This window comes from Glycomyces arizonensis DSM 44726 (assembly GCF_000482705.1).
GTDB classification, from domain to species: domain Bacteria; phylum Actinomycetota; class Actinomycetes; order Mycobacteriales; family Micromonosporaceae; genus Glycomyces; species Glycomyces arizonensis.
Map to the genome: position 1 here is coordinate 1 of NZ_AXWO01000024.1, position 26,262 is coordinate 26,262.

A 26,262-nucleotide genomic window follows, 5' to 3' on the forward strand; every position below is an offset into this window, starting at 1 on the left:
CCAGCCGCCGCCACACCCCAAGAGGGAAGAGAACCAGACGGAGCCCACCAACCCACCTCCGCCCCGACAGGCCACCCCCGACACCCGCTCACCGCTGCATCGCCGATACGCCTGAAGCCCAACCGAATACCACCCCGGGGACACCGACCAACCTCAGCCACCAGGCGCCCGCAGAGCGCCCAGCCGGCGCCCGGGGGCGCTACTCCGCCCCTCTGTACCCACCCGCCGCCGTCCTGCACACCACGAAAGTCCTCGCCAGCCTGACAGACGCCCCAAAACCGGTCAAGGAAAAGTTTCTGAGCCTGTGGATAACTCCCCGAGATGGCGTGGTCCACCTGCGAATACTTGGGAAACGGCATACCGCCTTCAAGGACCCGCCCTACCCCTCCACTCCCGTCTTTGTCGCCGCCCACTCGAAGCACAACCGGCAACGACCCCGAAGTCACAGCGACAGCCCCAGCCCCTTCCTACCTCGCGGTCGCCGATCGGTTGAACCCCTACCCGACCGCGCCTCCGCGTCGGCAGGCCACCCCAAACCCTTCCACCTCTTCGTCGCTGCCTCGCCTGAAGCCGGACCGACGACCACCGACAGCCGAATGACCGACCCGCTCAATCTCCGCTTCGCTTTCGCCGGCTCGATTGCAGCCAGGCTTCGCAGCCGAACACCGGCTCGATTTCGGTGGCCGGGAAGGGGGCCGCTGTGCCTCTCCGTATCAGCCAGAGCTCAGGTCGGCGTCCCCTTCTCCGTGAGACGTTCGAATGCCGTCCATGAGCAGGTCGAGCAGTCGAATCGCTTGGGGTTGCTGCGCGGGGGCGCCGGTGACGCTCAGGATTCCGATCAGTCCCGCGGCGATGTCGGCCGCGTTGATGTCGGGCCGGATGTCGCCGACGGCGCGACCGGCGTCAAGGATGGCACTGATGGCGGCGAGGAGTTTCTCTCGAGTCTCGGCAAGCACGATCTGGTCCGATTCGATCATTGCGCGCAGGGTGGCGAGCATGCCGTGCTTGGTGGCCAGCCAGTCCGCGAACAGGTCCATCCACAGACGCAACGCGACGGCGGGAGGGTGTTCGTCGAGCAGATCATGTGCCCCGGTGGTCAATCGCCTGACTTGGTCCTGGTAGACGGCATCGACGAGTGACTCCCGGGTCGGAAAGTGTCGATAGAGCGTCGCGACCCCGACTCCTGCATCGCGCGCGATGGCACGCATCGACGGTTCCGCATCCGCGGTGGCGAACGCACGAGCGGCCGCTGCGAGCAGAGTGCCACGGTTGCGTGCCGCGTCGGCTCGCAATCGCTGTGCGTTCGGCATCCCTTCACCCTCATCCCTATCCGGAACACGTTTCGGTTGTGTTAGTCTAGTCGAGGCAAAAACGGATCACGTTCCGGTTATTCACCTCGTCGCCGAGCCTCCACTGCCGACAACTCAGGGCGCGCGGGCGCTGCCGGACCGGACGCGGCCACGTTGAGCACCCCATCGAACAACGGAGCGATCGATGACCGACCCGATGACTGACACCATGCGCACGGTGCGCTTCCACGAGTACGGCGATCCCGCCGACGTCCTGCGCTTGGAGACCACGCCCATACCGGATCCGGGTCCCGGACGCGTCCGTGTCGTCGTGCACGCGTGCGGACTGGCCCCGGCCGACTGGGCGCTGTGCCGCGGCCTGTTCCCCGGCGAGCTGCCCCGCGGCATCGGCTGCGACGTCTCGGGGACGGTCGACGCGATCGGCGAGGACGTCACCGACACCGCCGTCGGCGAGCTCGTCTTCGGAACGACCGACTGGAAGAACTGTCCCACCGCAGGAGCGGCCGACCGAGCGATCATGGACCGCTGGGTCCGCGTCCCCGAGGGACTCGACCTCGTGCAGGCGGCTGCGCTGCCGATGGCGGTCGATACCGCATATGCGCATCTACACTGGCTGGGGTTCGATCCTGAGAAGACCGTCCTCGTCCACGGCGCCGGAAGCACGATCGGCTTCGCCGCCGTGGAGATCGCGCTGCTCCGCGGGATGCGGGTGATCGCCACCGCCGGCGAGACCTACGCGCAGCGGCTGCGCGATCTCGGCGCCGCCGTCACCTCTTATGGGGACGGCATGGTCGACCGCGTGGCGGCCATCAACCGAGGGCCGGTCGACTTGGTCCTGGACACCGCACCGGTCGGGGGTGCGCTGCCGGATCTCGTTCGGATTGCCGGAGGCGACCCGAAACGCGTACTCACGATCGCCGACTTCGCCGCGGCGGCGGAGCTCGGTGTTCGTGACACCTTCCACGAGGACATGACCCAGCGCGTCGAGCCGCTCCCGGAGTTCGCGCAGCTCGCCGCCGATGGGAGGTTCGCCGTGCCGGTTGCCCGCACGTTTCCCCTCGATCAGTGGAAGGCGGCGCTCGAGATCAGCCAGAGCGGCCACGCCCGCGGCAAGCTCCTGCTCCTGCCCGGTGACTCCGGTCCCGCAGCCCGGTAACCGAAGCGCTCCACCCCGGGCCCATATCGACCGCTATTCGATGACGGCGCTGCGGTGCGTGTGGGCGGGCGGCTGCGGCCAGATTTGAGCGGCCCAGGCTTGGACCTTCTCCCAGTCCTTGCGGTTCGACCAGGACGCGATGACGTCCACCCCCTCATACCAGCCGCCCACCCGCCAGATCATCATGCTGTCGTCGGTGACAACGAGGGCATCTCCCGGATAGAGGTCAACGCACTGCCGGTACTTCCGCCACGGCGTCCTGTAACTGACTCGCCATGGCGTGGCACTGATCAGCGGTATCACCCCCCCGCGCCATGAGGAGGCCGGCAATGAACGTCACCAGCACCATCAGGGCAAGCATGATGTAGCTGAACGGCGGAGCCTCTGTCTCCACCCATATGAACAACGCGATTCCCGTGCTCACCATCCCCAGCAGCGTTGCGATGGCGATGTAGCGGGGCGAATAGCGAATCTTCACGAGAGGGGCGACCATACGTACGATTATCCCCGTCCCGAAACATCCCTGGGCACACCGCAACGACAGCGGGTGCGAAGCCTCCCGACTCCGCACCCGCCTACCCTCACATTTCGGTCTTCGTCGGCCGCAGCCGTCCTTCGTCAGTGGGCGAGTTCGACGTCCACATAGTCTAGGTCCACTGTGCCCGGCCGTGGTTCGTCGAGCTGGTCGGGATCGCTCTTGGCGAGGGTGATCACCGAGGTTCCTTCCGGCAGTTCGACGGTCACCGTCGTGGTGCCGACCATGTCCCGGTACTGGGTCGGCGTGTACGTCACTTCCTGCCATTCGCCGTCGCCGACGCGCAGCAGCTGCCCGGAGGTGATCTGCGCGCGCCGCTCCTCCTCGGTCCCCGCCGTCGAGTAGCCGATGGTGAGTTCGTACGTGCCCGCGGAAGGCACGGTCACCGGCAGGCGCAGGTTGCTGTCCTCGCCTTCGAACCCGCGGACGTAGGCGGCCCCGGAGAAGTAGGCGGCGGAGAAGTTGCCCTCGGACATGTCCACTTCGACCAGTTCGGCGCCGGTCCACTCACCGTCCTCGGCCTGGAGGCGCTCGCTGAACGGCGTCGCCTCAAGGTAGTCGACGCCGATGCCGTCGAGTTCGACCGCGATCCAGTTCCTGCCCTCCCGCAGTTCGACGGAGGTGGAGGCGGTGGCGAACGCAGCGCCGGTCGGCTCGTAGGTGAACTCGGTCCGCTGCCCGTTGACGCGGACGTCGCCGGTCGCAGCCTCGCCCGAGTCGTTGGTGTAGCGGATGGCGAGGTCGTAGGCCCCGGCCACCGGAGCGTCGACGGTGAAGAGCAGCTCGTTCGCCCAGGGGCGGGCTTCGACGTATTCGTTGTCGGAGGCCAGCGGACTGTCCTCGTCGCGCAGCCAGCGGGCCGGGAAGGCGTCCTCGGCCTCGTAGCGGCTGACCGCGCCGGGGAAGTCGGGCGCGTCGCGCTCGGGAGTGATGACCGCGTAATAGGCGTCGGTGGCCTTCAGGCCCTGCACGGGCACGGAGATCGCGCCGTCGTCGAGCCGGTAGGCGCCCTCGAACAGGGCCACCGGCCCTTCGGAGACGCCGTCCGTGCCGGTCCACTCGGTGGTGAAGACCTGCACGTTCGCCTTGCGCCCGAAGCCCCTCAGGGAGTCGAGGCCCTGAACGTCGAGCCGGATGTCGCCCTCGCCGCCGCCGAAGACCACCTTCGCGGTGTTCGTCTCGGCGTCGGCGCTGGCGAAGCCCTCCAGTGCGGGGATCTGCTCGACGCCGGTCATGGCCGTGGCCACGGTGGCGTCGCGGCCGTTGCCCGAGGCGTCGGGCGCGGTGGTGCCCTCGGCCTCGTCGAAGCGGTACCAGGCGACGTCGCCGCCGCCGGTCGTCCCGGCCGGGGAGTCCATGAGGGACTGTACTTCGGTCCCGGACAGGCCGCGGCCGAAGATCTGGAACTCGTCGACGGCGGCGTTGAGCAGCGGGTCGGCCGCGTACTGGGACTCGCCGATCCAGTTCTGGGTGGTCTGTCCCATGTCGCCGGGGCTCAGCGTCATCGCGTCGTTCACGCCGACCGCCTCGCCGTCGACGTACAGGGTCCCCGTGTCGCCGTTCTTGACGACCGCGACGTGCGACCACTGCCCGGTGGGGAGCGTCCCGGCGTCGCTGGCGATCTGCTGGACGGTGTCGCCCACCTTGAGGTCGAAGCGCAGGCCCGCGCCGTCGTTGACGGTGAGGAACATGTTGTTGTCGGTGCCCGTGCCGAAGTCGAAGATCCGCGACCACTGGGTGTTGGCGTCGGGCTTGACCCAAGTGGCGACGGTGAAGTCGCCCAGGCCGCCCACGACGTCGCCGGGGAGCTCCACATAGGTGTTGGGGTCGTCGCCGCCGAGGCCGAGGGCGCCGCCGAAGCCGTCCTGGCCGTCGATGCGGGTGGACGGGGCGGGGACCGGCTCGCCGATCTCGATGTAGCGGCCGGTGTTGGTCGGCGGGGTCACCTCCACCATCTGGCCGGTCATCTGGCCGTACCACTTGAACAGCCAGTAGTTCCCGGTCGGCTGCGGATCGGTGGCCGGGCCGGAGCCGCCGCCGGTGGGCACGAGCAGGTCGGACAGGCGCCCGGGCTTGTGCCAGAAGGCGAGGTTGGCGGTGTCGACGCCCGCGCGTTCCATGCGGGCGATGAAGCGGGTGAGCCAGCCGGGGACGCCCGCGTCGCGCGGGGAGCCGTACTCGTTGATGCTGATGGGGCGCGGCTCGATGCCCAGTTCGGTCTCGAGCCCGCGGTAGAAGGCGACGTGCGATTCGACGTTGAGGCCCTCGACGGGGCCGAGCTCGTGCCAGGAGACGATGTCGGGCACGGTGCCACTGGCGACGGCGTGGGTCATGAACTCGCGCAGCCCGGCCTTGTAATCGCGGTCGTAGCTGGGTCCGATGATGGGCGTGTCGGGGTCGAGTTCGCGGATGAGGCGGTAGGTGCGGTCCCACATCTCGAAGTACGAGCCCCAGTCGTCGTTCCAGGTCCACTGGGGTTCGTTCCAGATCTCGTAGCCGTAGACGTTGTCGGCGCCGGAGTCTTGGACGGCGGTGACCATCTTCTCGACCCCGGCGTACCAGTAGTCGTCGCCCTGCCACTGGTAGGGGAAGGTCGGGAAGATGTCGGGGAGGCGGACGGTCACGGTGGCGCCGTTGCGGGCGGCGGTCTCCCAGACGTCGAGCGTGTCGCCGACGGGTTCGGGTTCGCCGTTGGGCAGATGGGTGGCGCCGGGCGGGGGCTGGGTGAACATCTTGGGGCTGGTGGGCGCGATCCACTCGTCGGGCGGCCAGCCTTCGTCGCCGATGCCGTAGAGCGAGCCCGAGGCGGCGTGGTCGACGTTCTTGAGCGGTTGGGAGACGTCGACGGTGAGGACCGTCGGGTCGATCTGGGGTTCCTCTGCTTCCTCTGCGGCACTGGGGAGCGCGGCCGCGACGGTTGCGGTGGCGGTGATCATGGCGGTCGTGGCAGTGAGTGCGAGGAGTCGCCTTCGCATCATCGTCCTCCGGTGAGGGCCGCGGGGCGGCGCGGCGGGTCGGTTGCCTCAGAAAGATTCCGAAAACGTTTTCGGGGATATTACCGTTAACATCGAGACGGGTCAAGAGATGGGAATGCATCGATTAAGACCGCAGTGCGACCGACGATTCGCCTCGCAGGAGGTGACTCGGGTGCCCTCGACGGCGGTGGGCGGTCAGGCGCTCTCGCGCAGACAGATCGGACCGACCCGATGGTGACGGCGCCGGGCTCCGCCAGACGCTCGCGCGCGGAGCGGATCCAGGAGAGCGGGCCGATCATCTCGACGTCGGACCGCCGGACACTCGCGTGCGGAGCGGATCAGACTCCGGTGACGGTGGTGAGGATGAACACGGAGTCCTCGAGCGCGGTCAGCCCGTGGCGCTCGTGCGGGATGGGCGCGGTCTGGTGCTCGCCGAGCTCGACGTCGCCGCCGGCGGCCGTCAGCCTCACGCGCCCGCGCAGCACCAGGAGGGCGGCGGCGACCGGCGGCTCGTGGTCGTCCAGCTTGAAGCCCTCGGCCATGGCGATGAGGTTCTGCCGCAGCGGACCGTCGTGCAGCAGCTGCTCGCTGCTGCGGCCGTGCCTGGCCTCCTTGGCGGCGCCGAGGTGTTCATCGGCCAATCGAGCGAGATCGTTCACGGCAACTCCTGCATCCGGTGGGTACCAGAGGGTTCCAGATCGGTTCTTCCCGAACCGGAGTATACGGCCGCGGCGTTGGTGCCACGGCGGGTTCGGCGCACTCGGCCCGTGCCGGGGGCCGGAGGTCGGCCCGATGATGATCGGCGTGCGGGCCTCGTCGATGAGCCCGCCTCCCCGGGCCGGAGGTCAGCCCCGGTCGAGGTCGAGCCATTCGGTGGCGGTGAGGCGGAAGACCTCCGGGGCGAGGTCCCCCGCGCCGTCGGGAATCCAGCCGAGGCGGTCGCCCGGGAGGTCCTTGATGTTCTCGAACTCGGCCAGTCCCGGGTGGTGCGGCCAGGCGCCGATGACCACGGCCGCTTCGACACCGCGCCTGGCGAGGGCCTCGAGCGTCAGCGTGGTGTGGTTGAGGGTCCCCAGGCCCGCCCGCGCCACCACGACGGCCGGACAGCCGAGCTCGACGGCGAGATCGCGCACCGTCCAACCGCCCTCGCCGATCTGGACGAGGAGCCCCCCGGCCCCTTCGAGCAGCACCACGTCCGCCGTGCACTCCAGCGCGGCGTCGGCGACCTCGCGGAGCTTCAGCAGCGGTGCCTCGGCCCTCCTGGCGGCGGTGAACGGCGCCAGCGGGTCCGGATAGCGGACGAGGCAGCGCGCGGGGGCGCCGCTGAGGCGGTGCACCGTCGCGGCGTCGTCATCGTCGCCGGTCTGGGCGACCTTGATGACCTCCACGGTGGTGCCCCTCGCCATCAGGTGCGCCGCGATGGCGGCCGTCGTGACGGTCTTGCCGACGCCCGTGTCGGTGCCGGTGACGACCACGGGGCCTTCGAATGCGATCACGGTCGCTCCTCCCTGACGGCCTGGACGGCCTTGTCGAAGTCGGCGGCCTCGACGCCGGTGTTGATCGTAATCCGCAGCCGGGACCGGTGGTCGGGCGTGGAGGGCGGACGGAAGCAGCCGACGGCGACGCCGCGCTCGGCGCAGCGGCGGGCCCAGGCCGCGGCCGCGTGCGCGTCTCCGGCCGGAGGGGAGAGGACTCCGGCGGCGGGGCGCGGCGCGTCCAGTGCCTCGGCGGCGCTGGAGGCGCGGCGGGCGAGTTCGGCGCGGGCGTCGTCGGCGCCTCGGGCGAGCGTGAGCGCCGCGGCGGCACCGGCGATGACGGCGGGCGGCGGCGCGGTGTCGTAGACGAACGGGCGGCTGGTGTCGGTCAGGTGTCGGCGCAGGGCGGCGGGGCCCGCGATGACGCCTCCGGCCGAGCCGAGGGCCTTGGAGAGCGTGGCGGTGACGACCACGCCGGGGTCGCCGCTCAGCCCGGCGGCCGCCACTCCCCCGGCGCCTCGCGGGCCGATCGTGCCGATGGCGTGCGCCTCGTCGACCACGAGCAGCGCGTCGTGGGCGGAGGTCAGGGCGTGGATCTCGCGCAGCGGCGCGGCGTCGCCGAGGACCGAGTAGACCGATTCGATCGCGACGACGGAGGGACGCAGTGTCGACAGTTGGCGTTCGAGGTCGTCGAGGTCGTTGTGCGCGAAGGTGTCCGCTTGGCCGTGCTCGGCGGTATTGCGCTTGGCGGCACTGTGTTTGGCGGCGTCGTGGAGGGAGGCGTGTGCGTGGGCGTCGAGCAGGACGGGGCCGGGCAGGGCCGCGAGCGCGCCGAGGTTCGCCAGGTAGCCCGAGGAGTAGAGGGTCGCGGTCTCGGCGCGGAGGTGGCGGGCGATCGCGTCCTCGAAGGACTCGTGCAGCTCGGTGGTGCCGCGGACGAGCCGCGACCCGCCCGCTCCGAGCCCGTGCTCCTCGAGCGCCGCAACGGCGGCGGCGATGACTCGCGGATGCCTGCTCAGCCCCAGGTAGTCGTTGCCCGCCAGGTCGACCGCCTCGGTCCGGGGCCGGACGGTGCGCGCCAGCCCGGCGCGCTCGCGCAGCGCCGCCTTGCGCTCCAGGCGGTCCCAGAGTTTCATGCGCGCACCTCAGCGGTGCGCACTTCGTCGATGGCCTCGGCGAGCGCGGTCACCAGCAGGTCGGTCTCCGCTTCGGCGAGCGTCAAGGGCGGCATGACGATCACGGTGTCGCCGAGGGGCCGCAGCCATACGCCGCGCCTGCGGGCGGCCTGGCAGACGTCGAAGCCGGTGCGGGCCGAGCGCGGGCGCACCTCGACGCCGATCATCGTGCCGAGCCCGCGGATCTCGGCCACCTGCTCGTGGTCCGCAAGGGGTTCGAGGAGTTTGCGGAGGCGTTCGCCGAGGCGCGCGGCCTGGCCGACCACGTCCTGCTCGGCCATGACGCGGAGGTTGGCCAGCGCGGCGGCGCAGCACAGCGGGTTGCCGGTGTAGGTGTGGCCGTGGAAGAACGTGCGCGGCCCGGTGTCGCCGGGGCGGGCGAGGAAGGCGTCGTAGACGTGTTCGGCGGCGAGCACGGCCGAGAGCGGCAGGTAGCCGCCCGTGATGCCCTTGCCGCAGGTGAGGAGGTCGGGGGCGACGCCGGCGTGCTCGGCGGCCCACATCGTCCCCGTGCGACCGAAGCCGGTGGCGACCTCGTCGAAGATCAGGAGCGCGCCGTGGGCGTCGGCGAGCTCGCGCGCGGCGCGCAGGAAGGACGCGTCGTAGTCGAACATGCCCGCCGCGCCTTGGATCATGGGCTCGACGATGACGGCGCAGACCTCGTCGCCGTGGGCGCGCATGACCGACCGGAGCGCGGCGACGGCTGTGGCGTTGCGGTCCTCGCCGAGGGCGCGGTCGCCCGGCGAGGGGACGCCGACGGTCTCCAGCAGCAGGGGCCGGTAGGTGGCGTGGAAGAGGTCGTGGCCGCCGACGGCGACGGCGCCGAGGGTGTCGCCGTGGTAGGCGTGCTGGAGCCGCACGAACTTGGGGCGCGCGCGGCCGGTCTGGTGTGAGTACTGATAGGCGATCTTGAGGGCGGCCTCGACGGCGGAGGAGCCGTCTCCGGCGTAGAAGACCTTCGTCAGCTCGGGGCCGTCGCCCCGCGGGGCCGAGGCGATGAGGGTCTCGGCGAGTTCGATGCCGGGGGTGTGGGTGGTGCCGAGGAACGTGGTGTGGTCGAGCTTGGCGAGCTGCGCGGTGATCGCGGCGTTGACCTCGGGGTGGCAGTGGCCGAGCGTGGTGGTCCACAGCGAGGAGACGCCGTCGAGATAGCGGCGGCCGTCGACGTCGATCAGCCAGGGGCCCTCGGCCCGCTCGACCACTGTGGGCTCATCGTCGACCCAGGTGGCGTGCTGGGTGAACGGATGCCAGACGGAGGCGGCGTCGCGGGCGACCCAGGAGGTGCTGTTGTGGGAGGCACTGTCGCTGATGGTCATCACCGGTTCCCTCTTATTGGATTCCTACAAAGTTCTTTGGAGGATAGTGGACCGCAGCCGAGAACGTTCCTCAGCCCGAGCGGCGATGCGCGCTGGCACCGCGTCCTTGCGCAGCCGCAGAGGCGCGGTTATATGTTATAAGATATAACCTCCACATTGCTTCCCTCACGAGGGCGCGCTGGTCGATGCAGTGCCAGATCGTCACTCTGCCCTCGCGCTCGCGCGAGCTCGGCTCTTCTTGGGGCGCACCTTGGTCGAGGCTTCAACCGACCGCTCGGTAACTACTCATACCCGTTGGGGCCTAATATGACCGAGACGGGTTGAACGCCGATCCTCCGTCCTGGTTTCTGCACTTTGAACAGACTGGGGCACTTGACAAAAACTGCCGCCACCGTCAGACTAGTGACACTTGCGGCAATCGCGGAGGATTGTCGCTTACCTCCCCCTTCAGGCAGGCTTCTCGAGGAAGGCTTTGTGTCGCAACAGAATTCCGAATCGCCCGATGCCAGTGCGCCCGCTGCTCCAGAAGAGGAACGCAAGCCCACGTTCGGCGACGTCTTCGGCAACCGGGAAGCCGCCGCATTCCTAGCCGCATTCTGCCTCTCCAGCGCCGGCGCCATGCTCAACCGCGTCGCCGTCACCTTCCTGGTCTGGAGCAACACCAACTCCGCCGCCCTCGCCGCCGCCTCCTTCGCCATCAGCTTCGCGCCCTACCTCGGCCTCGCCCAGCTCCTCGGCGCCATCGTGGACCGCTACGCCTACCGCAGCGTGATGATCCTGTGCGACCTCCTGCGCGCGGCCCTGGTGGCGCTGCTGCTCATCCCCGGCATGCCCGTCCCGGTCATGATGATCGTCGTCTTCGCCATCGCCGCCGTCCAGCCGGCCTACTCCGCGGCCCGCACCGCCACCCTCGCCCAGGTCGTCACCGGCGAGGCCCTCCCGGTCGCCATCGCGCTCAACCTCAGCGCCTCGGGCGTCGCCCAGATCATCGGCTACCTCTCCGGCGGCCTGCTCGCCGCCATCGACCCGTACACGGCCCTGGCCATCAACGCCGCCATGTTCACCCTCAGCGCGCTCACGGTGTTCCTGCTCGTCGAGCACCGCCCGTCGGCCAACCGCCACGAGGAGCGCAGGCACGTGCTGGTCGAGACCGGCGCTGGCCTGAAGATGCTGCGCGAGAACCGGGTCCTGCGCACCGTCTCCCTCTCCATGTGGGGGCTGTACGCGCTGGCGGCCGTCCCCGAGGGCGTGGCGGTGCTGTGGGCCGTCCATCTGGGCGGCGGTTCGGTCACGCAGGGAGCGATCATGGCCGTCGACGCGGCCGCCGCCATCGTCGGGCTGCTGCTGTTCACCCGTTTCGTGCGGCCGTCGCTGCGCGACCGGCTGATCCGCCCGCTGGCCTTCGCCGCCCCGCTGGTGCTGGTGACGGCGCTGCTCGATCCGCCGCTGTACGGGGTCGTCCTCATCGCGATCGGGATCGGGCTGTCCACGGCCATCATGGCGCCGCTGAACGGCACGCTCGCCCAGTGCATCCCCGACGGGTGGCGCGGCAGGATCGTCTCTGCGGTGAACGGCGGACTCCAGCTGTGCCAGGGCGCGGCGATCGCCGCGGTCGGGTTCGTGGCCGAGCTGGGCGTGCCGGTGCCGTACGTGGTCGGCGTCTGGGGGCTCCTGGGCCTGGGGATCATGGCGCTGGTGACGCGCAACTGGCCCAGCGCCGAGGAGATCCGGGCCGCGAAGGCCGCCGCCGCGCCGCCGCGACCCGACCCCGTGGCCCGAGACGCCGCCGCCTGACCGGGGACCGCCCCTCCCCCGGAGGACGCCGCTGTTTCGCTCCCTGCCTTGGGAGCTAGGCTCGACTGGTCCTGACCAGGTATCACAGGAGAGCGTTGTGGAACACAGCAAGACCGTCGAGCTGCGCGGGCACCTCATCGACCAGGGCGTCTTCGCCCGCGTCATGGACGATGTCCTCGAGTACTCGGGGGCCTATTCGATCGACCGGTTCGACGTGGGGCGTCACCACACCGACGAGTCCTACGTCCAGCTGACGATCTCGGCCGAGACCCCCGAACTGCTCGAGCGCATCGTCATGCGCCTGCAGACGCACGGGGCGAACCCGCTCGATCCGGGCGTGGCGACGGTCAGGCCGGCCCCGAGCGACGGCGTGTTCCCCGAGGACTTCTACTCGACGACGAACTTCGACACCCGCATCCGACTCAATGGCGCCTGGATCGACGTCGAGAACTCGGAGATGGACTGCGGCATCATCGTCGCGCCCGACCACGGCTCCGCGCGGACCCTGCCGGTCTCGGACGTGCGCGCCGGTGAGCTGGTCGTCTGCGGCGGCGAGGGCGTCAAGGTCCTGCCGCTGCCCGAGCCCGAGCGGGACGACCCGGAGTCCTCGAACTTCGAGTTCATGAACTCGGGCGTCTCCTCGGAGCGCCCGCAGGCCCTCCAGGTGCGCCAGATCGCCGAGCGGATGCGCGAGGTCAAGGCACGCGGCGAGAAGATCCTGTGGGTCGGCGGCCCGGCGATCGTCCACACCGGCGCGGGCAAGGCGCTCGAGGCGCTCATCGACGAGGGGTACGTGGACATCCTCTTCGCGGGCAATGCTCTTGCGGCCCATGACATCGAGTCGTCGCTGTTCGGCACCTCGCTGGGCGTGGACCTCGACAAGGGCCACGGCGTCCCCCACGGCCACGAGCACCACATCCGCGCGATCAACAAGATCCGCGCCTCCGGTTCGATCGCCGACGCGGTGGCCGAGGGCGTGCTGCGCCGCGGCATCATGCATTCGCTGGTCAAGAACGGGAAGCAGTATGTGCTGGTCGGCTCGGTGCGCGACGACGGGCCGCTGCCGGACGTCTACACCGACGTCATCGAGGGCCAGCGGGCCATGCGCTCGCAGCTGCCCGGCGTCGGCTTCGCGATCATGGTGGCGACGATGCTGCACTCGATCGCCACGGGGAACCTGCTGCCGGCCTCGGTGCCGCTGGTGAGCGTCGACATCAACCCGGCGACGGTCACGAAGCTGGCCGACCGCGGTTCGGCGCAGGCGATCGGCGTCATCACCGACATCGGCCTGTTCTGCGAGCAGCTGGCCGGGGAGCTCGTCGTCGGCTACAAGCGGGATTAGCGCCCGGAACGGGCGGACGGCGTTCGTCCGGGGTTCGCGGACGGCCCCTGAAAGTGCTGCGTGACCGGTCCTCTCGCGATGCCGCGAGCGGACCGGTCTTTGGCATCACGCGCTGGTGGTTTATCGTGAACATTGATTGACATTACATCGATACATGTTTATATTTGGTCGGATAGTCAAACAAGGCGTCCCGGCCGCGGTCGGGGGCGAAAGCCGCGGGCGCCGCCGATCGAAAGCAGATCGATGAGGAAGAGCAGACTCCTCGGGCTCTTGAGCGTCGGCGCGGTCACCGCGGCGACCGCAACCTTCGTTCAAGCGACCGCCCATTCGCAGACCCTTGAGCCGGACCAGGCCGAGACCTACACCTGGAGCAACGCCGCCATAGCCGGTGGCGGTTTCGTCCCTGGGATCGTGTTCAACGAGACCGAGGCCGACCTGATCTACGCCCGCACCGACGTCGGCGGCCTCTACCGCTGGCAGGAGGACTCGCAGACCTGGAAGCCCCTGCTCGACTGGGTCGGCTGGGACGACTGGGGCTACACCGGCGTCGTCTCCGTCGCCACCGACCCGGTCGAACCGAATCGCGTCTACGCGGCGGTCGGGACCTACACCAACGACTGGGACCCCAACAACGGCGCCGTCCTCTACTCCGAGGACTACGGCGAGACGTGGGGCGTCGCCGAGCTCCCGTTCAAACAGGGCGGCAACATGCCCGGCCGCGGCATGGGCGAACGGCTCGCCATCGACCCGAGCGACAACTCCACGCTCTACCTCGGCACGCCGAGCGGCAACGGGCTGTGGAAGTCCACCGACTACGGCCGCACCTGGGCCGAGGTCACCAGCTTCCCCGATCCCGGCGACTTCGTCGTCACCCCGGGCGACCCCTACCTCGGTGACGACCAGGGCGTCATCTGGATCGAGTTCGACCCCGACGCCGGGAAGACCTACGTCGGCGTCGCCGACCCCGACAACCCCGTCTACGTCTCCGACGACGACGGCGCCAGCTGGGAGCCCCTGGCCGGAGCGACGCAGATCGGCACCGTCGACGGCTTCCCCAACATCCCCAAGCAGGCCGCCCTCGACGAGGTGAACGACTACCTCTACATCATCACCGCCTGGGACCCCGGCCCCTACAACGGACCGCCGAACGAGGAGGGCACCGAGCGCGGCGGCTCGGTGTGGCGCTACGACACGGCCGCGGGCACGTGGACCGAGATCCACCCCGGCCCCAACGGCACCGACTACCAGGGCTTCGGCTTCGGCGGCCTGACACTCGACCAGCAGAACCCCGGCACTCTGATGGTCTCGAGCATCAACGCCTGGTGGCCCGACGAGACCACCTACCGCTCCACCGACTCCGGCGAGACCTGGACCCAGTCGTGGACGCTGAACGGCTGGCCCGACCGCGTCAACCGCTACGAGATCGACTACTCCTCGGTCGGCTGGCTCGACTGGGGCGTCACCCCCACCGCGCCGGAGCAGAACCCCAAGTGGGGCTGGATGATCGATTCGATGGCGATCGACCCGCACGATTCGGACCGGGTCATGTGGGGCACCGGCGCGACGATCTGGGGCTCGAACGACCTCACCAACTGGGACGCGAACCAGACCTTCCACGTCACGCCGATGGTCCACGGCATCGAGGAGACCTCCGTCCAGGACCTGGCCGCCCCGCCCTCGGGACCGGAGCTGTACAGCGCCCTGGGCGACATCGGCGGCTTCGTCCACACCGACCTCGACGCCGTGCCCGACTCGTTCTACCAGTCGCCCTACCACGTCACCACCACCTCGGTGGACTTCGCCGAGCTCAACCCGGCCGTCGTCGTCCGCGTCGGCAACGGCGACGAGGCGCCGGGCATCGGCATCTCGTCCGACTCGGGCGGCAACTGGTGGGCCGGGCAGGCGCCGAGCGGCGCCACCGCCTCGGGCACCGTGGCCATCACGGCGAACGCCTCGGCGATCGTGTGGTCGCCCGAGGGCCTGGCCCCGCAGCGCTCGACCGACTACGGCTCGTCCTGGACGGCCGTGAGCGGCCTGCCGACCGCCGCGCGGGTGGAGTCCGACCGGGCCGACGCGAGCCGCGTCTACGGCTTCGGCGGCGGGCAGTTCTACTACAGCACCGACGGCGGCGCGAGCTTCACCGCCTCGTCGTACTCGGGCTTCCCGGCCTCAGGCAACGTCCGCTTCGGCGCCGTCCCGGGCCACGCGGGCCACGTGTGGCTCGCGGGCGGGGCCGAGAACGGCGCCTACGGCATGTGGCGCTCGACCGACGGGGGCCAGACGTGGACCGAGGTCTCGGGCTTCGACGCGGCCGACACGGTCGGCTTCGGCGCCACGGCACCGGGCCAGGACTACCCGGCGATCTACGCCAGCGCCTCGTACGGCGGCGAGCGCGGCATCTGGCGCTCGGTCGACGAGGGGGCCACGTGGACGCGGATCAACGACGACGAGCACCAGTGGGGCTGGACCGGTTCGGCCATCACCGGCGACCCGGACGTGTTCGGGCGGGTCTACATCGGCACCAACGGCCGCGGCGTCATCGTCGGCGAGTCGAGCGACTACGTGCCGCCGGACGACCCCACCACCGATGAACCGACCGACGACGAGCCCACCACTGACGAGCCGACGACCGAGGAGCCGACGGACGACCCGCCGACCACGCAGGAGCCGAGCGGCGAGTGCGGCGTCGAGGCGTCGACGACCAACAGCTGGCCGGGCGGCTACCAGGGCAACGTCACGATCACCAACGGCACCGGGGCCACCAGCGGCGGCTGGACCGTCCAGTGGACGTTCGCGGGCGACGACCAGGTGGCGAACCTGTGGGGCGGCTCGTGGACGCAGGAGGGCAACACCGTCACGGTGACGAACGCCGACTGGAACGGCGCGATCGCCGCGGGCGGCTCGGTCGAGATCGGCTACACCGCCTCCGCGAGCGGCACCGCCGGAGTAGTGGAGGCCGCCTGCACGCTGAGCTGATCAATGCGGCGCCGGGGAGTGCGGCCCCGGCGCCGCCTCCGTCCGCCGCCCGCCACCGCGGGCGGCGGACGGACCTCGAACCCACAACTCCATGAGGACCGACCCCGACCGTCCACAACCGCATAAGACCGCATCCAACGAGTGAAAGCAGCGAAATGATACGAACAGTCAGACGCAAGACCGCCGTGCTCGGCACGGCGGCCCTGGCCGCCGCGACCGCACTGGCGTCCTTCGTCCTCGTCAACCAGTCCGCGGGCGCCGAGACGGCGGCTCCGGGCGACGCCTCAGCGGCATCGGACGTCTCAGCGGCATCCGATGTTTCGGCGGCATCCGATGTTTCGGCGGCATCGGATGTTTCGGCGGCACAGTCGTGCGGCGGGGGCGACGCGATCGTGACCGGCAGCCAGTCCTCCGGCTTCACCAGCACCTACCACGGCCAGACCGTCTACCAGGGCGAGTACTACATCACCGCGATCTGGGAGGCGATCGGCGCGCTCGATCCGAACCGCGGCAGCCAGGAGCGGGTCTCGGTCATGGCCAGCGGCTGGATCGGCGACGACAACACCATCGACCTGCCCAGCCACACCGCGTTCGAGGTCTGCGGCACGCTGGACACCGGCTATGCCGCCGGCAAGGGGGCGGTGCAGGCCATCGGGGTGTCCGACGTGTCGGTCCCGTACATGAACATGACGGGAGCCCCCTACTTCGGCATGCGCTTCGCCGACGTCCACGGCCTGCATTTGGGCGACATCGACATGTATCTCAGCGGCGGTCTCGGCATCCGCTTCGAGCGGGACATGCCCGGCAGCACCGACGTGACGATGGACGACATCTACGTCGAAGGAGCCGGGAGCCACGCCGTGGAGACGTGGAACATCGACGGGTTCGACATCGGCAGGGTCACCGCCCGCGACGTCGGCGAATCGGGGCTCCTGATCCAGAACTCCACCGACGGATGGGTCGGCACCGTCGACGGCGACAACGTCGGCTCCGGCACCGGTTACGCGACCTTCCGCATGGCCAACAACAACGGCCAGGAGTCCGACGGCGGCTACGACACCAACATCTGGGTGGACAACGTGATCTCCCGGGGCGGCGGACGCGGGGTCTTCTGCGTCTCCCAGTCCGGCGGCGTGGTCATCGAGCACGTCGACTTGGCCAACAACGGCAACAACTCGATCCTCATCGAGAACTGCTACAACGTCTCGATCCGCAGCGGCACCGTCAACGGCGGCGGCGAAGTCCGCGTCGCCGCTCGCGACGAGTTCCCCAACACTCGCGACGTGTGGATCTACCTGGAGGTGAACAACACCTCGGTGCGTGAATCGCCGTGCGGCGAGAACGTCAACTGGGACATCAGCGGCAACGCGTCGCTGGACATCTGCTGACACGCGCCACTGAAACGTTCCAACCGAAAATATCCTTATTGGAGGTGATTGGTCCGAGATGTCGAACCGGAGCGGCGAGGTTCCTCCCGCGTTGACGATCCCCGTCGCTCCGGCTCCAATTTAATCGTTTCATTCCAATATCCCGATCAACTCGATCAAAGGAATCAAGCCATGACCCGAGTTCTCAAACGGAGACTCACCCTCCTCCTCACCACCCTCACCGCCGCCCTCACCGGCCTCGCCATCGCGTTCTTCGCGGTCCCGCAGGCGAGCGCGGTGGAGACGGGCACCTGGTACAAGATCGTCAGCCGCCACTCCGGCCTGGCCCTCGACGTCCTCGACCGCTCCACCGAGCCCGGCGCCGAGCTCATCCAGTGGAACGACACCGGAGCGCAGAACCAGCAGTTCCGCTTCATCGACTCCGGCGGCGGCTACTACCGCATCCAGGCCCGCCACTCCGGCCTCGTCGTCGAGGTCTTCGAATGGAACGCCGAGAACGGCGCGACCATCGCGCAGTGGAACGACCTGGGCGGCACGAACCAGCAGTGGCAGGTCCAGGAGTCGGGCGGCTACGCCACCTTCGTCAACCGCTTCTCCGGCAAGGCCATGGACGTGTGGGAGTGGTCCACCGAGCCGGGCACCCGCATCTCCCAGTACGACCCCACCGGCGGGGCCAACCAGCAGTTCCAGCTCGTTCCCATCGACGGCGACGGTGACGACGGCGGCGGCGATGACGGCGGTGGAGACGGCAGCGGCTGCGGCTCGGGGAGCCCCGACGCGACCGTGACCGGCTCCAGCGGCAACTACACCGCCAGCAACGGCGGCAGCACCGTCTACTCCGGCGGGGACTACCGGGCCGCGATCCAGGCGGCCGTCGACTCGACCGGCAGCGGCGAGCGGATCTCCGTCATGGCCTCGGGCGGGATCGGCGCGAGCACGATCTCCATCCCGAGCAACCGGACCTTCGAAGGCTGCGGGACGATCGACATCGGATGGCGGGCCGGACACGGGGCGATCGAGTCGCTGGGCACCTCCAACGTGTCGATCCCGTATCTGACCCTGACCGGCTCGGCGTACTTCGCGATGCGCTTCTACGGCAACCACAATCTCCATCTGGGCGACATCAATATGTACCTCAGCGGGGGCCTGGGCATCCGCTTCGAGCGCGACGAGGCCGGGAGCACCGACGTGACGATGGACGACATCTACGTCGAGGGCGCGGGCAGCCACGCGGTCGAGACGTGGAACATCGACGGGTTCGACATCGGGCGGGTCACCGCCCGCAACGTCGGCGAGTCGGGCCTGCTCATCCAGAACTCGACGAACGGCCGGGTCGGCACGGTCGACGGCGACAATGTCGGGGCCGGGACGGGGTATGCGACGTTCCGCATGGCCAACACCAACGGCCAGGAGTCCGACGGCGGCTACGACACCAACATCTACGTCGACAACGTGATCTCGCGCGGCGGCGGCCGGGGCGTCTTCTGCGTCTCGCAGTCCGGCGGCGTGGTCATCGAGCACGTGGATCTGGCGAACAACGGGAACAACTCGATCTTGATCGAGAACTGCTACAACGTCTCGATCCGCAGCGGCACCGTCAACGGCGGCGGCGAAGTCCGCGTCGCGGCCCGCGACGAGTTCGCGAACACGCGCGATGTGTGGATCACCTTGGAGGTGAACAACACCTCCGTCAGGGAGTCGCCGTGCGGCGACAACGTCAACTGGAACATCACCGGCAACGCGTCCCTGAACATCTGCTGATGACGCGATAGGCGAAAAGGGGCCGGGAGGTTCGCCTCCCGGCCCCTTTTCGCACGTGTCGCTCAGGTCAGGTGCCTGGCCAGGTCGGCCGCGCCGATGACGCCCGCCTTCGAGCCGAGCGTCGCGGCCTTGACCTCGGCGACCGGCAGGGCCGCACGCTTGGCCAGCGCGTCGGTGTAGTGCTTGCGGATGGGGTCGAGCAGCACGCTCCCGGCGTCCACGACGCCTCCGGCGATGATGACGACGCCGGGGTCGATGAGCTGCACCAGGTCGGCCACGGAGTTGCCGAGGTAGTAGCCGATGAAGTCGAACGCGGCGAGGGCGACCTCGTCGCCCTGCTTGGCGGCCTCGGTGATCTCCCGGCCGGTGATGGAGTCGGGGTCGTCCCCGGCGAGCTTGAGCAGGATCGAGGCCTTGCCGGGGTCGGCCTTGGCGCCCTCGCGGGCGGACTGGGTGAGCGAGCCGCCGGAGGCGTACTGCTCAAGGCAGCCCTTGCGGCCGCATCCGCACACGCGCCCGTCGGGGACCGAGCGCATGTGGCCGATCTCGGCGGCGACGCCGTGGGTGCCGCGCAGCAGGTTGTCCTTGACGACGATGCCGCCGCCGATGCCGGTGCCGACGGTGTAGAGCACCGAGGAGCGGAAGCCCTTGGCGGCGCCGAAGCGGTGCTCGCCCCAGATGGCGACGTTGGCGTCGTTCTCGACGACGACGGGCAGGTCGACCGCGGCGGCCACCTTGTCGCGCAGCGGCTCGTCCTTCCACGAGAGGTTGGGGGCCAGCATGACCGTGGAGCGGTCGGCGGAGATCCATCCGGCGGCGCCGACGCCGACGGCCTCGATCTCGTGGTCGCCGCGCAGCTCTTCGACGACTTCGGTGACGGCCCGGATGACGCCGGAGGTGTCGTCCGCCGGGGTGGGGCGAAGGGCCGTGGCGAGGACCTTGCCGTCCTCGTCGACGAGTCCGCCGCCGACCTTGGTCCCGCCGATGTCGACCCCGATTGTCAGACTCACTGCTGTCCCTCCAGCGATATAAGAGCGATGCCGTTGGATGCTCCGCGACGCTGCGGGCCACCGACAGACTTTACGCGATGTTAATCGCCTGAGGTGCGCGCCCTTTTTCGCACCTCTTGCGGAAGCCGGGGAGGACATCGGGAGTCGGCGGTTCGGCTTCGGCTCCAATCGAAGGCCCCGAATCGGCCGGTTCGGGGACGCCACCGACGCCCCGGCAGGGAATGACGGCAACTATCATCATGGTTCAGCTCACAATCCGGCCGCACGAGCCCAGTGACCCATCGGTAACCTATGTGTCAGCCGCTTACAACGCCGTAGACCCGGCTACACGAACGGAGCCAGCCCATGCGCGAGTTCGCCGTCCCCCCCGTGGTGACTGTGCCAGACGACGACAACACCCTCACCTCTCTTTGGGACGCCGCCGACAACCACCCGCAGTCGGTGCTGTACGCCCGCACCTTCGACGGCGGGCGCACCTGGCGCGACGTGACCGCCGCCGAGTTCCGCGAGCAGGTGGTGGGCGTGGCCAAGGGCCTGTGCGCGGCCGGGATCCAACCGGGCGACCGGGTGGCGCTGATGTCCCGCACCAGGTACGAGTGGACGCTGTTCGACTACGCGATCTGGGCCTGCGGCGCGGTGACCGTGCCGGTCTACGAGACGTCCTCGGCCGAGCAGGCCGAGTGGATCCTCACCGACTCCGGGGCCGTGGCCGCCGTCGTCGAGACGCCCGAGCACCGCGAGCTCGTCGAGGGGCTGTCCGAGACGGTCAAGGACCTGTGGACGATCGACGAGGGCGCGGTGGAGCGGCTCACCGAGTCCGGCGAGCACGCCGACGCCGACATCGAGGAGCGGCGCGCCTCCCGCAAGGCCGACGACCTGGCCACGATCATCTACACCTCCGGGACCACCGGCCGGTCCAAGGGCTGCATGCTCACCCACCGGAACCTGACGGCGAACATCCGCAACATCATCCCCGAGGTCCCCGACGTGCTGTACGAGGGCGCGCGGATGCTCATGTTCCTGCCGCTGGCGCACGTGCTGGCCAGGATCCTCCAGGTCGCCGGCGTCGAGTCGCGCACCACGATGGCGCACTTCTCCGACCGCTCCAAGCTCGCCGAGATCATGCCGGTGGTCCGGCCGACGACGCTGCTGGCGATCCCGCGCGTGTTCGAGAAGGTCTACAACAGCGCCTACCAGCGGGCCGTCGACGGCGGCAAGGCGAACCTGTTCGCGAGGGCCGCCTCCACCGCCAAGGAGTACAGCCGGGCCCTGGACACCTCGGCGGGCCCGGGCCTGGCGCTCAAGCTGCGCCACCGGCTGTGGGACGTGCTGGTGTACGGGAAGCTGCGGGCCGCGCTCGGCGGCGAGTGCACCTCGGCCGTCTCCGGCGGCGCGGCGCTCGGCAGCGAGCTGGGGCACTTCTTCCGCGGCGTCGGCGTCCAGATCTTCGAGGGCTACGGGCTCACCGAGACCTCCCCGGTGCTCGCGCTCAACATGCAGAACGCGCTCAAGATCGGCTCGGTCGGGCGGCCCATCCCGAGCACCTCGCTGCGCATCGCCGAGGACGGCGAGCTCCAGGCGAAGGGCCCGCAGGTCTTCGACGGGTACTGGAACAACGACGCGGCCACCGCCGAGGTGCTCGACTCGGACGGCTGGTTCTCGACCGGCGACATCGCCGAGATCGACGACGACGGCTATGTGACCATCACCGGCCGCAAGAAGGAGATCATCGTGACCTCGGGGGGCAAGAACGTCGCCCCCGCGCCGCTGGAGAAGGTCATGGACGCCCACCCGCTCATCGCCTACGCGATGGTCGTCGGCGAGGGCCGCCCTTACATCGGGGCGCTCATCTCGGTGGACGGCGAGATGCTCCCGGACTGGCTGGAGCGCCACGGCAAGGACCCGGAGTCCTCGATCGCGGACGTCGCCGAGGACCCCGACCTCCTCGCCGAGCTCCAGGCGCAGGTCGATCTCGCGAACGCGACGGTCTCCCGGGCCGAACAAATCAAGCGATTCCGGGTCATACCGGTAGAGTTGAGCGAAGACGCCGGAGAAATCACCCCCTCAACCAAAGTCAAACGGCACGTGGTCGTGAAAAAATACTCAGACGAGATCAACGCGTTGTACGACAAGCACAGTTAGTGAGGCTGCATGAGCGAGGAGGCGGTCCTGGAGCGGCAGTGGCGCCTACCCGCCGTCGCCCTGCGGGCGGTGCTCTTCGCGCTCGTCGTCGTGTTCGGCTGGGCGGCGGTCGGCTTCGTCGCCGCCGTGACGTGGTGCGGGATCCTCGCGCTGGCGACGCTGCCGGGGATCGTCCTGCCGCGGCACCGCGTGCTCGCTCCGGCCGGGCGATTGGCCGAGGTCGTGGTCGTCGTGCTCGGCACGCTCGCCACCGGGGGGCTCCCCGCCTGGATGCTGCCGTACCTGATCGCCCCGTTCGCCACGGCCGCGTTCGACGCCGCGGCCCCGCCGGGCGAGCAGTCGGAGTGGTACGCCAGGCTGCGCACGTGGGGGCCGCCGGTGCTCTTGGCGGTGGCCGCCGCCGGACTGCTGACCCAGACCCCGCGCCTGTCGGCGTACGAGCGCGGCACCTACGTCACCACCGTCGCCGTCGCGCTGGCCTTCGGCATGGCCTCGGCGGTCGGCGCGTGGTGGCTGCGCCGCTCCAGGCGCAGTGACCTGAGCCACTCGCAGCTGCCGTACGCCGAGGCCGCGGCCCTGCTGACGCAGCTGCGGGTCGTCGCCAGGCAGCTGCCGGGCTCCACGCTCGACCCCGGCGGCATCGCCACCGAACTGGTCGACACGGTCGTGCGCATCCCCGGCGCCGACCGGGCGGCCGTGCTCGCCGCCTCCTCGGGACGGCGGCTCGTCGTCTTGTCCCAGCACGCCGACGAGCGGGTCGACTGGGAGACCTCCCCGCAGATGAACGCGCTGCTGGCCGACGCCTGGGCCGGGCAGAAACCGCAGGCCGGGCAGCTGCCGCTGTCGCGCTCGACCCAGGGTCCGGTGGCGTCGCTGGTGATCCCGCTCGTGGCCGAGGGCCGCACCGTCGGCCTGGTGGCGATCGAGTCGGACGACGCGGCCGCGTTCGGGACCGAGGCCATCACCGCCGCCGAGGAGCAGACCAAGGGCGCCGCGCTGCGCCTGGAGACGGCGCTGCTGTTCGAGGACGTCAGGTCGATGGCGACCACCGAGGAGCGCCAGCGGCTGGCCCGCGAGATCCACGACGGCATCGCCCAGGAGCTCGCGATGCTCGGCTACGGCATCGACAACGCGATGGCGGTCCTGCCCGAGGACGCCGGCGAGGCCGGGACCGAGCTGGAGGACCTGCGCAGCGAGGTCACCAGGCTCGTGACCGAGCTGCGGTTCTCGCTGTTCGAGCTGCGGTCGAACGTCGACCGCCAAGGCGGGCTGGCGTCCGCGATCGCGGACTATGCTCGTACTGTGGGCGCCTCCGCAGGGCTGCGGGTCCACCTGTCGCTCGACGAGGGCGGGGCGCGCCTCCCGGCGAGCACCGAGGCCGAGCTGCTGCGGATCGCTCAGGAGGCGATCACCAACGCCCGCAAGCACGCTCGAGCGGAGAACCTGTGGGTCACCTGCGAAGTGGACCCGCCGTACACGCGAATCGAGGTCACCGACGACGGCCAGGGCCTGGCCGGCGAGGCCTCCGAGGGGCGCTACGGACTGGCGATCATGAGCGAGCGCGCCGAGCGGATCAGGGGCTCGCTGGAGATCCGGCCCCACCAGCCGCACGGCACCACCGTGGCGGTGGTGCTCAACGCCTCCGCCAGGCCGACCCCGAAGTCGGCGCCCGCGCACCCGGCCTCCGAGGAGTGGGCGGCCGCCGACCGCGCGACCTCGACTGAGGAGAGGGCACACCAGTCACCCGACCGTGAGTCCGGAGGTAACCGATGAGGAGAGAGACCAGAGTTGACATCCTTCCCTCCGCAAAGAGAGGGAATACCGACCGGTCGCCTGGTCGGTCTTCCTGCTTCGCGGGCGACTGCCGTTACCCTCCCCTAGGGGACAACGGTCTTACAAGGCCTCCACAGGCTTCACATCCCGCCAGCCCGGCGGTAGGGCCGCAATGCTTGGTTTTCGCGGCACGGCCAGGAACATTGTACAAGAAGGAATCCAATGAACGCTGACGCTCCCGAATCGACTGCCCAGACGACGGTCTTGATCGTCGACGACCACGATCTGATCCGCAAGGGCCTGCGGCACGCCTTCGATCGCGACCCCGAGTTCGAGGTCGTCGGCGAGGCCGACACGGCCGGGGACGCCCTGCGCCTGGCCGCCTCGCTGATGCCCAGCGTCGTCATCATGGATCTGCGACTCCCCGACGGCTCCGGCCTGGACGCGACGCGCAAGCTCCGCAAGGCCCACCCCAACATGGGCATCGTGGTGCTGACGATGTACGCGGGCGACGACCAGCTGTTCGGTGCCCTGGACGCGGGCGCGAGCGCGTTCGTGCCGAAGAGCGCCCCCGCGAACGACGTGGTCTCGGCGGCGAGGCACGCCTCGGCGAACCCGACGGCGTTCAGCGCCGCGGACCTGGCCGAGGCCATGCAGCGGCGCCTGACGCCGACCGGCCCCCAGCTCTCGCCGCGAGAGTCGCAGGTGCTCAAGCTCCTGGCGGACGGCCTGTCGGTGGCCGGGATCGCGAAGCAGCTGTACGTCTCGGAGTCGACGGCGAAGACGCACATCTCGAAGCTCTACGAGAAGCTCGGGGCGGGCAACCGCGCGCAGGCGCTCATGACGGCCTTGAAGCTCGGTCTCCTGGAGGCACCGGACCAGCCGAAGTTCTAGACGGTCTCGCCGTAGAGCATCGCTTCGAGGCGCCCGGCCTGGCGGTCCCATGTCCACTCGCCGCAGGCCCACTCCCGGCTGGCCGCGCCGAACTTCTCGGCCAGCGGCCGGTCGGTGAGCACCTGCGTGAGCCGGGTGGCGATCTCGTCGACGTCCCTGCCGTCGACCACCCAGCCCGACTGGTCGTGCAGCACCGTGTCCGGCGCGCCCCCCGAATCCCCCGCGATGACCGGCAGGCCGGACGCGGCGGCCTCCAGGAAGACCGCGCCCAGTCCTTCGACGTCCAGGCCCCGGCGGCGGGTGCGGCACGGCATCGCGAAGACGTCCCCGGCCGCGAAGTGCCCGGCGAGCTCGCTCTCGGGCACCGCGCCGGTGAACGTCACCGCGTGCTCGACGCGGTGGTGCCGGGCCAGCTCGCGCAGCCGGGTCCCGTAGGGTCCCTGGCCGACGACGAGCAGCCGCACGTCCTCGCCGACCCGGTCGCGCACGCGCGGGAGGGCCGCGATGAGCTTGTCCTGGCCCTTGCGCGGCACCAGCCGCGAGACGCACACGACGACCGGCCGCCCGCCCAGGCCGTGGCGGTCGCGGACTCCGGTGCCGTCGACGCCGGGGTGGAACGTCTCGGTGTCGATCCCGAAGGTCAGCTGCTCGAGCCGGGTCAGGTTCGCCGCGACCGGGGCGAGGCGCCGGTAGGTGTAGCCGCCGAGGTAGGTCATGACGTCGAGCGAGCCCGCGATGCGCCGCAGCGCCTGGCGGGTGCCCGGCATCATCGCCCAGCCGACCTCGTGGCCGTGGGTGAGCGCGATGGCCCGCTCGATGCCGGTGTCGCGCAACAGCCCCGCGGCGAGGAGCCCGAGCGGGGCGGCGGCGCCGAACCAGACGCGGTCGCAGCGGTGCTCGCGGGCGAGGGCGGTGACGGCGCGGGCGACGCGCGGAGTCGGCAGGAGCATCGCGGCCCGGTCGCGGACCACGGTGAACGGCTGGACGGCGTCGAACGCCTCGTGGCCGGGAGAGGAAGAGGTGTAGACGACCAGGTCGTCGGACGGCAGCCGCAGCGCCATGCCGTGCACGAAGGTCTGGATGCCGCCCCTGCGTGGCGGGAAGTCGTTCGTCACCAGCAGCGTTCGGCTCATCATGCCCCCTTCATGACTGCCCTAGTCTGTCATGCCGGGCCGGATCCCCGAAGGAATCCGGCGGGCTCGGTCCGCGGCGTGCGGGCGGGGCGGCCGGTGAGGGCGAT

Annotated in this window: 19 protein-coding genes; 9 read left to right on the forward strand and 10 right to left on the reverse strand. The window is 69.9% G+C overall.

Features of this window, described 5'->3' with window-relative positions:
• Window positions 1-713: 713 nt before the first annotated feature.
• Complete coding sequence (locus H613_RS26885; RefSeq protein WP_051393398.1) at window positions 714-1,310, reverse strand: TetR/AcrR family transcriptional regulator; 597 nt, start codon at window positions 1,308-1,310, stop codon at window positions 714-716.
• 184 nt (window positions 1,311-1,494) lie between these two features.
• Here H613_RS26885 and H613_RS0115360 point away from each other — a divergent pair, with 184 nt between their 5' ends.
• On the forward strand, window positions 1,495-2,466 hold the full coding sequence (locus tag H613_RS0115360; protein ID WP_026924499.1) for an NADP-dependent oxidoreductase: 972 nt from the start codon (window positions 1,495-1,497) through the stop codon (window positions 2,464-2,466).
• 33 nt (window positions 2,467-2,499) lie between these two features.
• On the opposite strand, the gene H613_RS30965 is transcribed toward H613_RS0115360, so the two are convergent.
• The 7 genes from H613_RS30965 to bioA form a co-directional block, all read right to left on the reverse strand.
• Window positions 2,500-2,652, reverse strand: coding sequence for a hypothetical protein (locus H613_RS30965; protein ID WP_156926061.1), 153 nt, complete (start codon window positions 2,650-2,652; stop codon window positions 2,500-2,502).
• 40 nt (window positions 2,653-2,692) lie between these two features.
• Window positions 2,693-2,959 (reverse strand): hypothetical protein, encoded by a 267-nt coding sequence (locus H613_RS0115370; RefSeq protein WP_026924500.1) that lies wholly within the window; start codon window positions 2,957-2,959, stop codon window positions 2,693-2,695.
• A gap of 125 nt (window positions 2,960-3,084) precedes the next feature.
• A complete protein-coding gene (locus tag H613_RS29345; protein WP_156926062.1) occupies window positions 3,085-5,979 on the reverse strand; it encodes a LamG-like jellyroll fold domain-containing protein in 2,895 nt (964 codons plus the stop codon).
• Window positions 5,980-6,314: 335 nt separating this feature from the next.
• Entirely contained in the window at window positions 6,315-6,635 is a 321-nt protein-coding gene (locus tag H613_RS0115380; RefSeq protein WP_026924501.1) for a cupin domain-containing protein, read from the reverse strand.
• A gap of 186 nt (window positions 6,636-6,821) precedes the next feature.
• A complete protein-coding gene (bioD, locus tag H613_RS26895; protein WP_035738263.1) occupies window positions 6,822-7,472 on the reverse strand; it encodes a dethiobiotin synthase in 651 nt (216 codons plus the stop codon).
• Window positions 7,469-8,587: an aminotransferase class I/II-fold pyridoxal phosphate-dependent enzyme gene (locus tag H613_RS0115390; protein ID WP_026924502.1), complete on the reverse strand. Its 1,119-nt coding sequence runs from the start codon at window positions 8,585-8,587 to the stop codon at window positions 7,469-7,471. The genes bioD and H613_RS0115390 overlap by 4 nt, the downstream gene beginning before the upstream one ends.
• Window positions 8,584-9,942 carry an adenosylmethionine--8-amino-7-oxononanoate transaminase gene (gene bioA, locus H613_RS26900; protein ID WP_035738264.1) on the reverse strand — a complete coding sequence of 453 codons (1,359 nt, stop codon included), beginning with the start codon at window positions 9,940-9,942 and terminating at the stop codon, window positions 8,584-8,586. Before bioA ends, H613_RS0115390 begins: the two co-directional genes overlap by 4 nt.
• Before the next feature lie 474 nt (window positions 9,943-10,416).
• Here bioA and H613_RS26905 point away from each other — a divergent pair, with 474 nt between their 5' ends.
• From H613_RS26905 to H613_RS0115420, 5 genes are all read left to right on the forward strand, one after another.
• A complete protein-coding gene (locus H613_RS26905; protein WP_051393400.1) occupies window positions 10,417-11,736 on the forward strand; it encodes an MFS transporter in 1,320 nt (439 codons plus the stop codon).
• A gap of 97 nt (window positions 11,737-11,833) precedes the next feature.
• On the forward strand, window positions 11,834-13,078 hold the full coding sequence (locus tag H613_RS0115405) for an ornithine cyclodeaminase, nickel-pincer nucleotide-dependent (protein ID WP_026924503.1): 1,245 nt from the start codon (window positions 11,834-11,836) through the stop codon (window positions 13,076-13,078).
• A 243-nt stretch (window positions 13,079-13,321) separates the two neighbouring features.
• A complete protein-coding gene (locus H613_RS26910) occupies window positions 13,322-16,054 on the forward strand; it encodes a cellulose binding domain-containing protein (RefSeq protein WP_051393401.1) in 2,733 nt (910 codons plus the stop codon).
• A gap of 155 nt (window positions 16,055-16,209) precedes the next feature.
• On the forward strand, window positions 16,210-17,442 hold the full coding sequence (locus tag H613_RS26915) for a hypothetical protein (protein ID WP_035738265.1): 1,233 nt from the start codon (window positions 16,210-16,212) through the stop codon (window positions 17,440-17,442).
• Between the two features lie 171 nt (window positions 17,443-17,613).
• Complete coding sequence (locus H613_RS0115420; protein ID WP_026924504.1) at window positions 17,614-19,203, forward strand: RICIN domain-containing protein; 1,590 nt, start codon at window positions 17,614-17,616, stop codon at window positions 19,201-19,203.
• Between the two features lie 62 nt (window positions 19,204-19,265).
• Here the strand turns inward: H613_RS0115420 and H613_RS0115425 are convergent, their stop codons facing one another.
• Entirely contained in the window at window positions 19,266-20,213 is a 948-nt protein-coding gene (locus H613_RS0115425) for an ROK family glucokinase (protein ID WP_026924505.1), read from the reverse strand.
• Between the two features lie 345 nt (window positions 20,214-20,558).
• Between H613_RS0115425 and H613_RS0115430 the strand changes: the two genes are divergently transcribed.
• The 3 genes from H613_RS0115430 to H613_RS0115440 all read left to right on the forward strand — a co-directional run bounded on the left by H613_RS0115430 (window position 20,559) and on the right by H613_RS0115440 (window position 25,022).
• Window positions 20,559-22,355 (forward strand): AMP-dependent synthetase/ligase, encoded by a 1,797-nt coding sequence (locus H613_RS0115430; protein WP_026924506.1) that lies wholly within the window; start codon window positions 20,559-20,561, stop codon window positions 22,353-22,355.
• Between the two features lie 9 nt (window positions 22,356-22,364).
• The gene (locus H613_RS26920; RefSeq protein WP_084546664.1) at window positions 22,365-24,128 is read left to right on the forward strand and encodes a sensor histidine kinase; all 1,764 of its coding nucleotides are present in this window, start codon (window positions 22,365-22,367) and stop codon (window positions 24,126-24,128) included.
• A 222-nt stretch (window positions 24,129-24,350) separates the two neighbouring features.
• Entirely contained in the window at window positions 24,351-25,022 is a 672-nt protein-coding gene (locus tag H613_RS0115440) for a response regulator transcription factor (protein ID WP_026924507.1), read from the forward strand.
• Here H613_RS0115440 and H613_RS0115445 read toward each other — a convergent pair.
• Window positions 25,019-26,155, reverse strand: coding sequence for a glycosyltransferase (locus H613_RS0115445; RefSeq protein ID WP_026924508.1), 1,137 nt, complete (start codon window positions 26,153-26,155; stop codon window positions 25,019-25,021). The two genes, H613_RS0115440 and H613_RS0115445, sit on opposite strands and share 4 nt — an antisense overlap.
• Between the last annotated feature and the right edge of the window lie 107 nt (window positions 26,156-26,262).

What these genes read in the sequence shown, in the direction of transcription:
- H613_RS26885 (WP_051393398.1), bottom strand. Translation starts at nt 1,310, where the DNA reads ATGCCGAACGCACAGCGATTGCGAGCCGACGCGGCACGCAACCGTGGC.
- H613_RS0115360 (WP_026924499.1), top strand. Translation starts at nt 1,495, where the DNA reads ATGACCGACCCGATGACTGACACCATGCGCACGGTGCGCTTCCACGAG.
- H613_RS30965 (WP_156926061.1), bottom strand. Translation starts at nt 2,652, where the DNA reads ATGATGATCTGGCGGGTGGGCGGCTGGTATGAGGGGGTGGACGTCATC.
- H613_RS0115370 (WP_026924500.1), bottom strand. Translation starts at nt 2,959, where the DNA reads ATGGTCGCCCCTCTCGTGAAGATTCGCTATTCGCCCCGCTACATCGCC.
- H613_RS29345 (WP_156926062.1), bottom strand. Translation starts at nt 5,979, where the DNA reads ATGATGCGAAGGCGACTCCTCGCACTCACTGCCACGACCGCCATGATC.
- H613_RS0115390 (WP_026924502.1), bottom strand. Translation starts at nt 8,587, where the DNA reads ATGAAACTCTGGGACCGCCTGGAGCGCAAGGCGGCGCTGCGCGAGCGC.
- bioA (WP_035738264.1), bottom strand. Translation starts at nt 9,942, where the DNA reads ATGACCATCAGCGACAGTGCCTCCCACAACAGCACCTCCTGGGTCGCC.
- H613_RS26910 (WP_051393401.1), top strand. Translation starts at nt 13,322, where the DNA reads ATGAGGAAGAGCAGACTCCTCGGGCTCTTGAGCGTCGGCGCGGTCACC.
- H613_RS26915 (WP_035738265.1), top strand. Translation starts at nt 16,210, where the DNA reads ATGATACGAACAGTCAGACGCAAGACCGCCGTGCTCGGCACGGCGGCC.
- H613_RS0115420 (WP_026924504.1), top strand. Translation starts at nt 17,614, where the DNA reads ATGACCCGAGTTCTCAAACGGAGACTCACCCTCCTCCTCACCACCCTC.
- H613_RS0115430 (WP_026924506.1), top strand. Translation starts at nt 20,559, where the DNA reads ATGCGCGAGTTCGCCGTCCCCCCCGTGGTGACTGTGCCAGACGACGAC.
- H613_RS26920 (WP_084546664.1), top strand. Translation starts at nt 22,365, where the DNA reads ATGAGCGAGGAGGCGGTCCTGGAGCGGCAGTGGCGCCTACCCGCCGTC.
- H613_RS0115440 (WP_026924507.1), top strand. Translation starts at nt 24,351, where the DNA reads ATGAACGCTGACGCTCCCGAATCGACTGCCCAGACGACGGTCTTGATC.
- H613_RS0115445 (WP_026924508.1), bottom strand. Translation starts at nt 26,155, where the DNA reads ATGAGCCGAACGCTGCTGGTGACGAACGACTTCCCGCCACGCAGGGGC.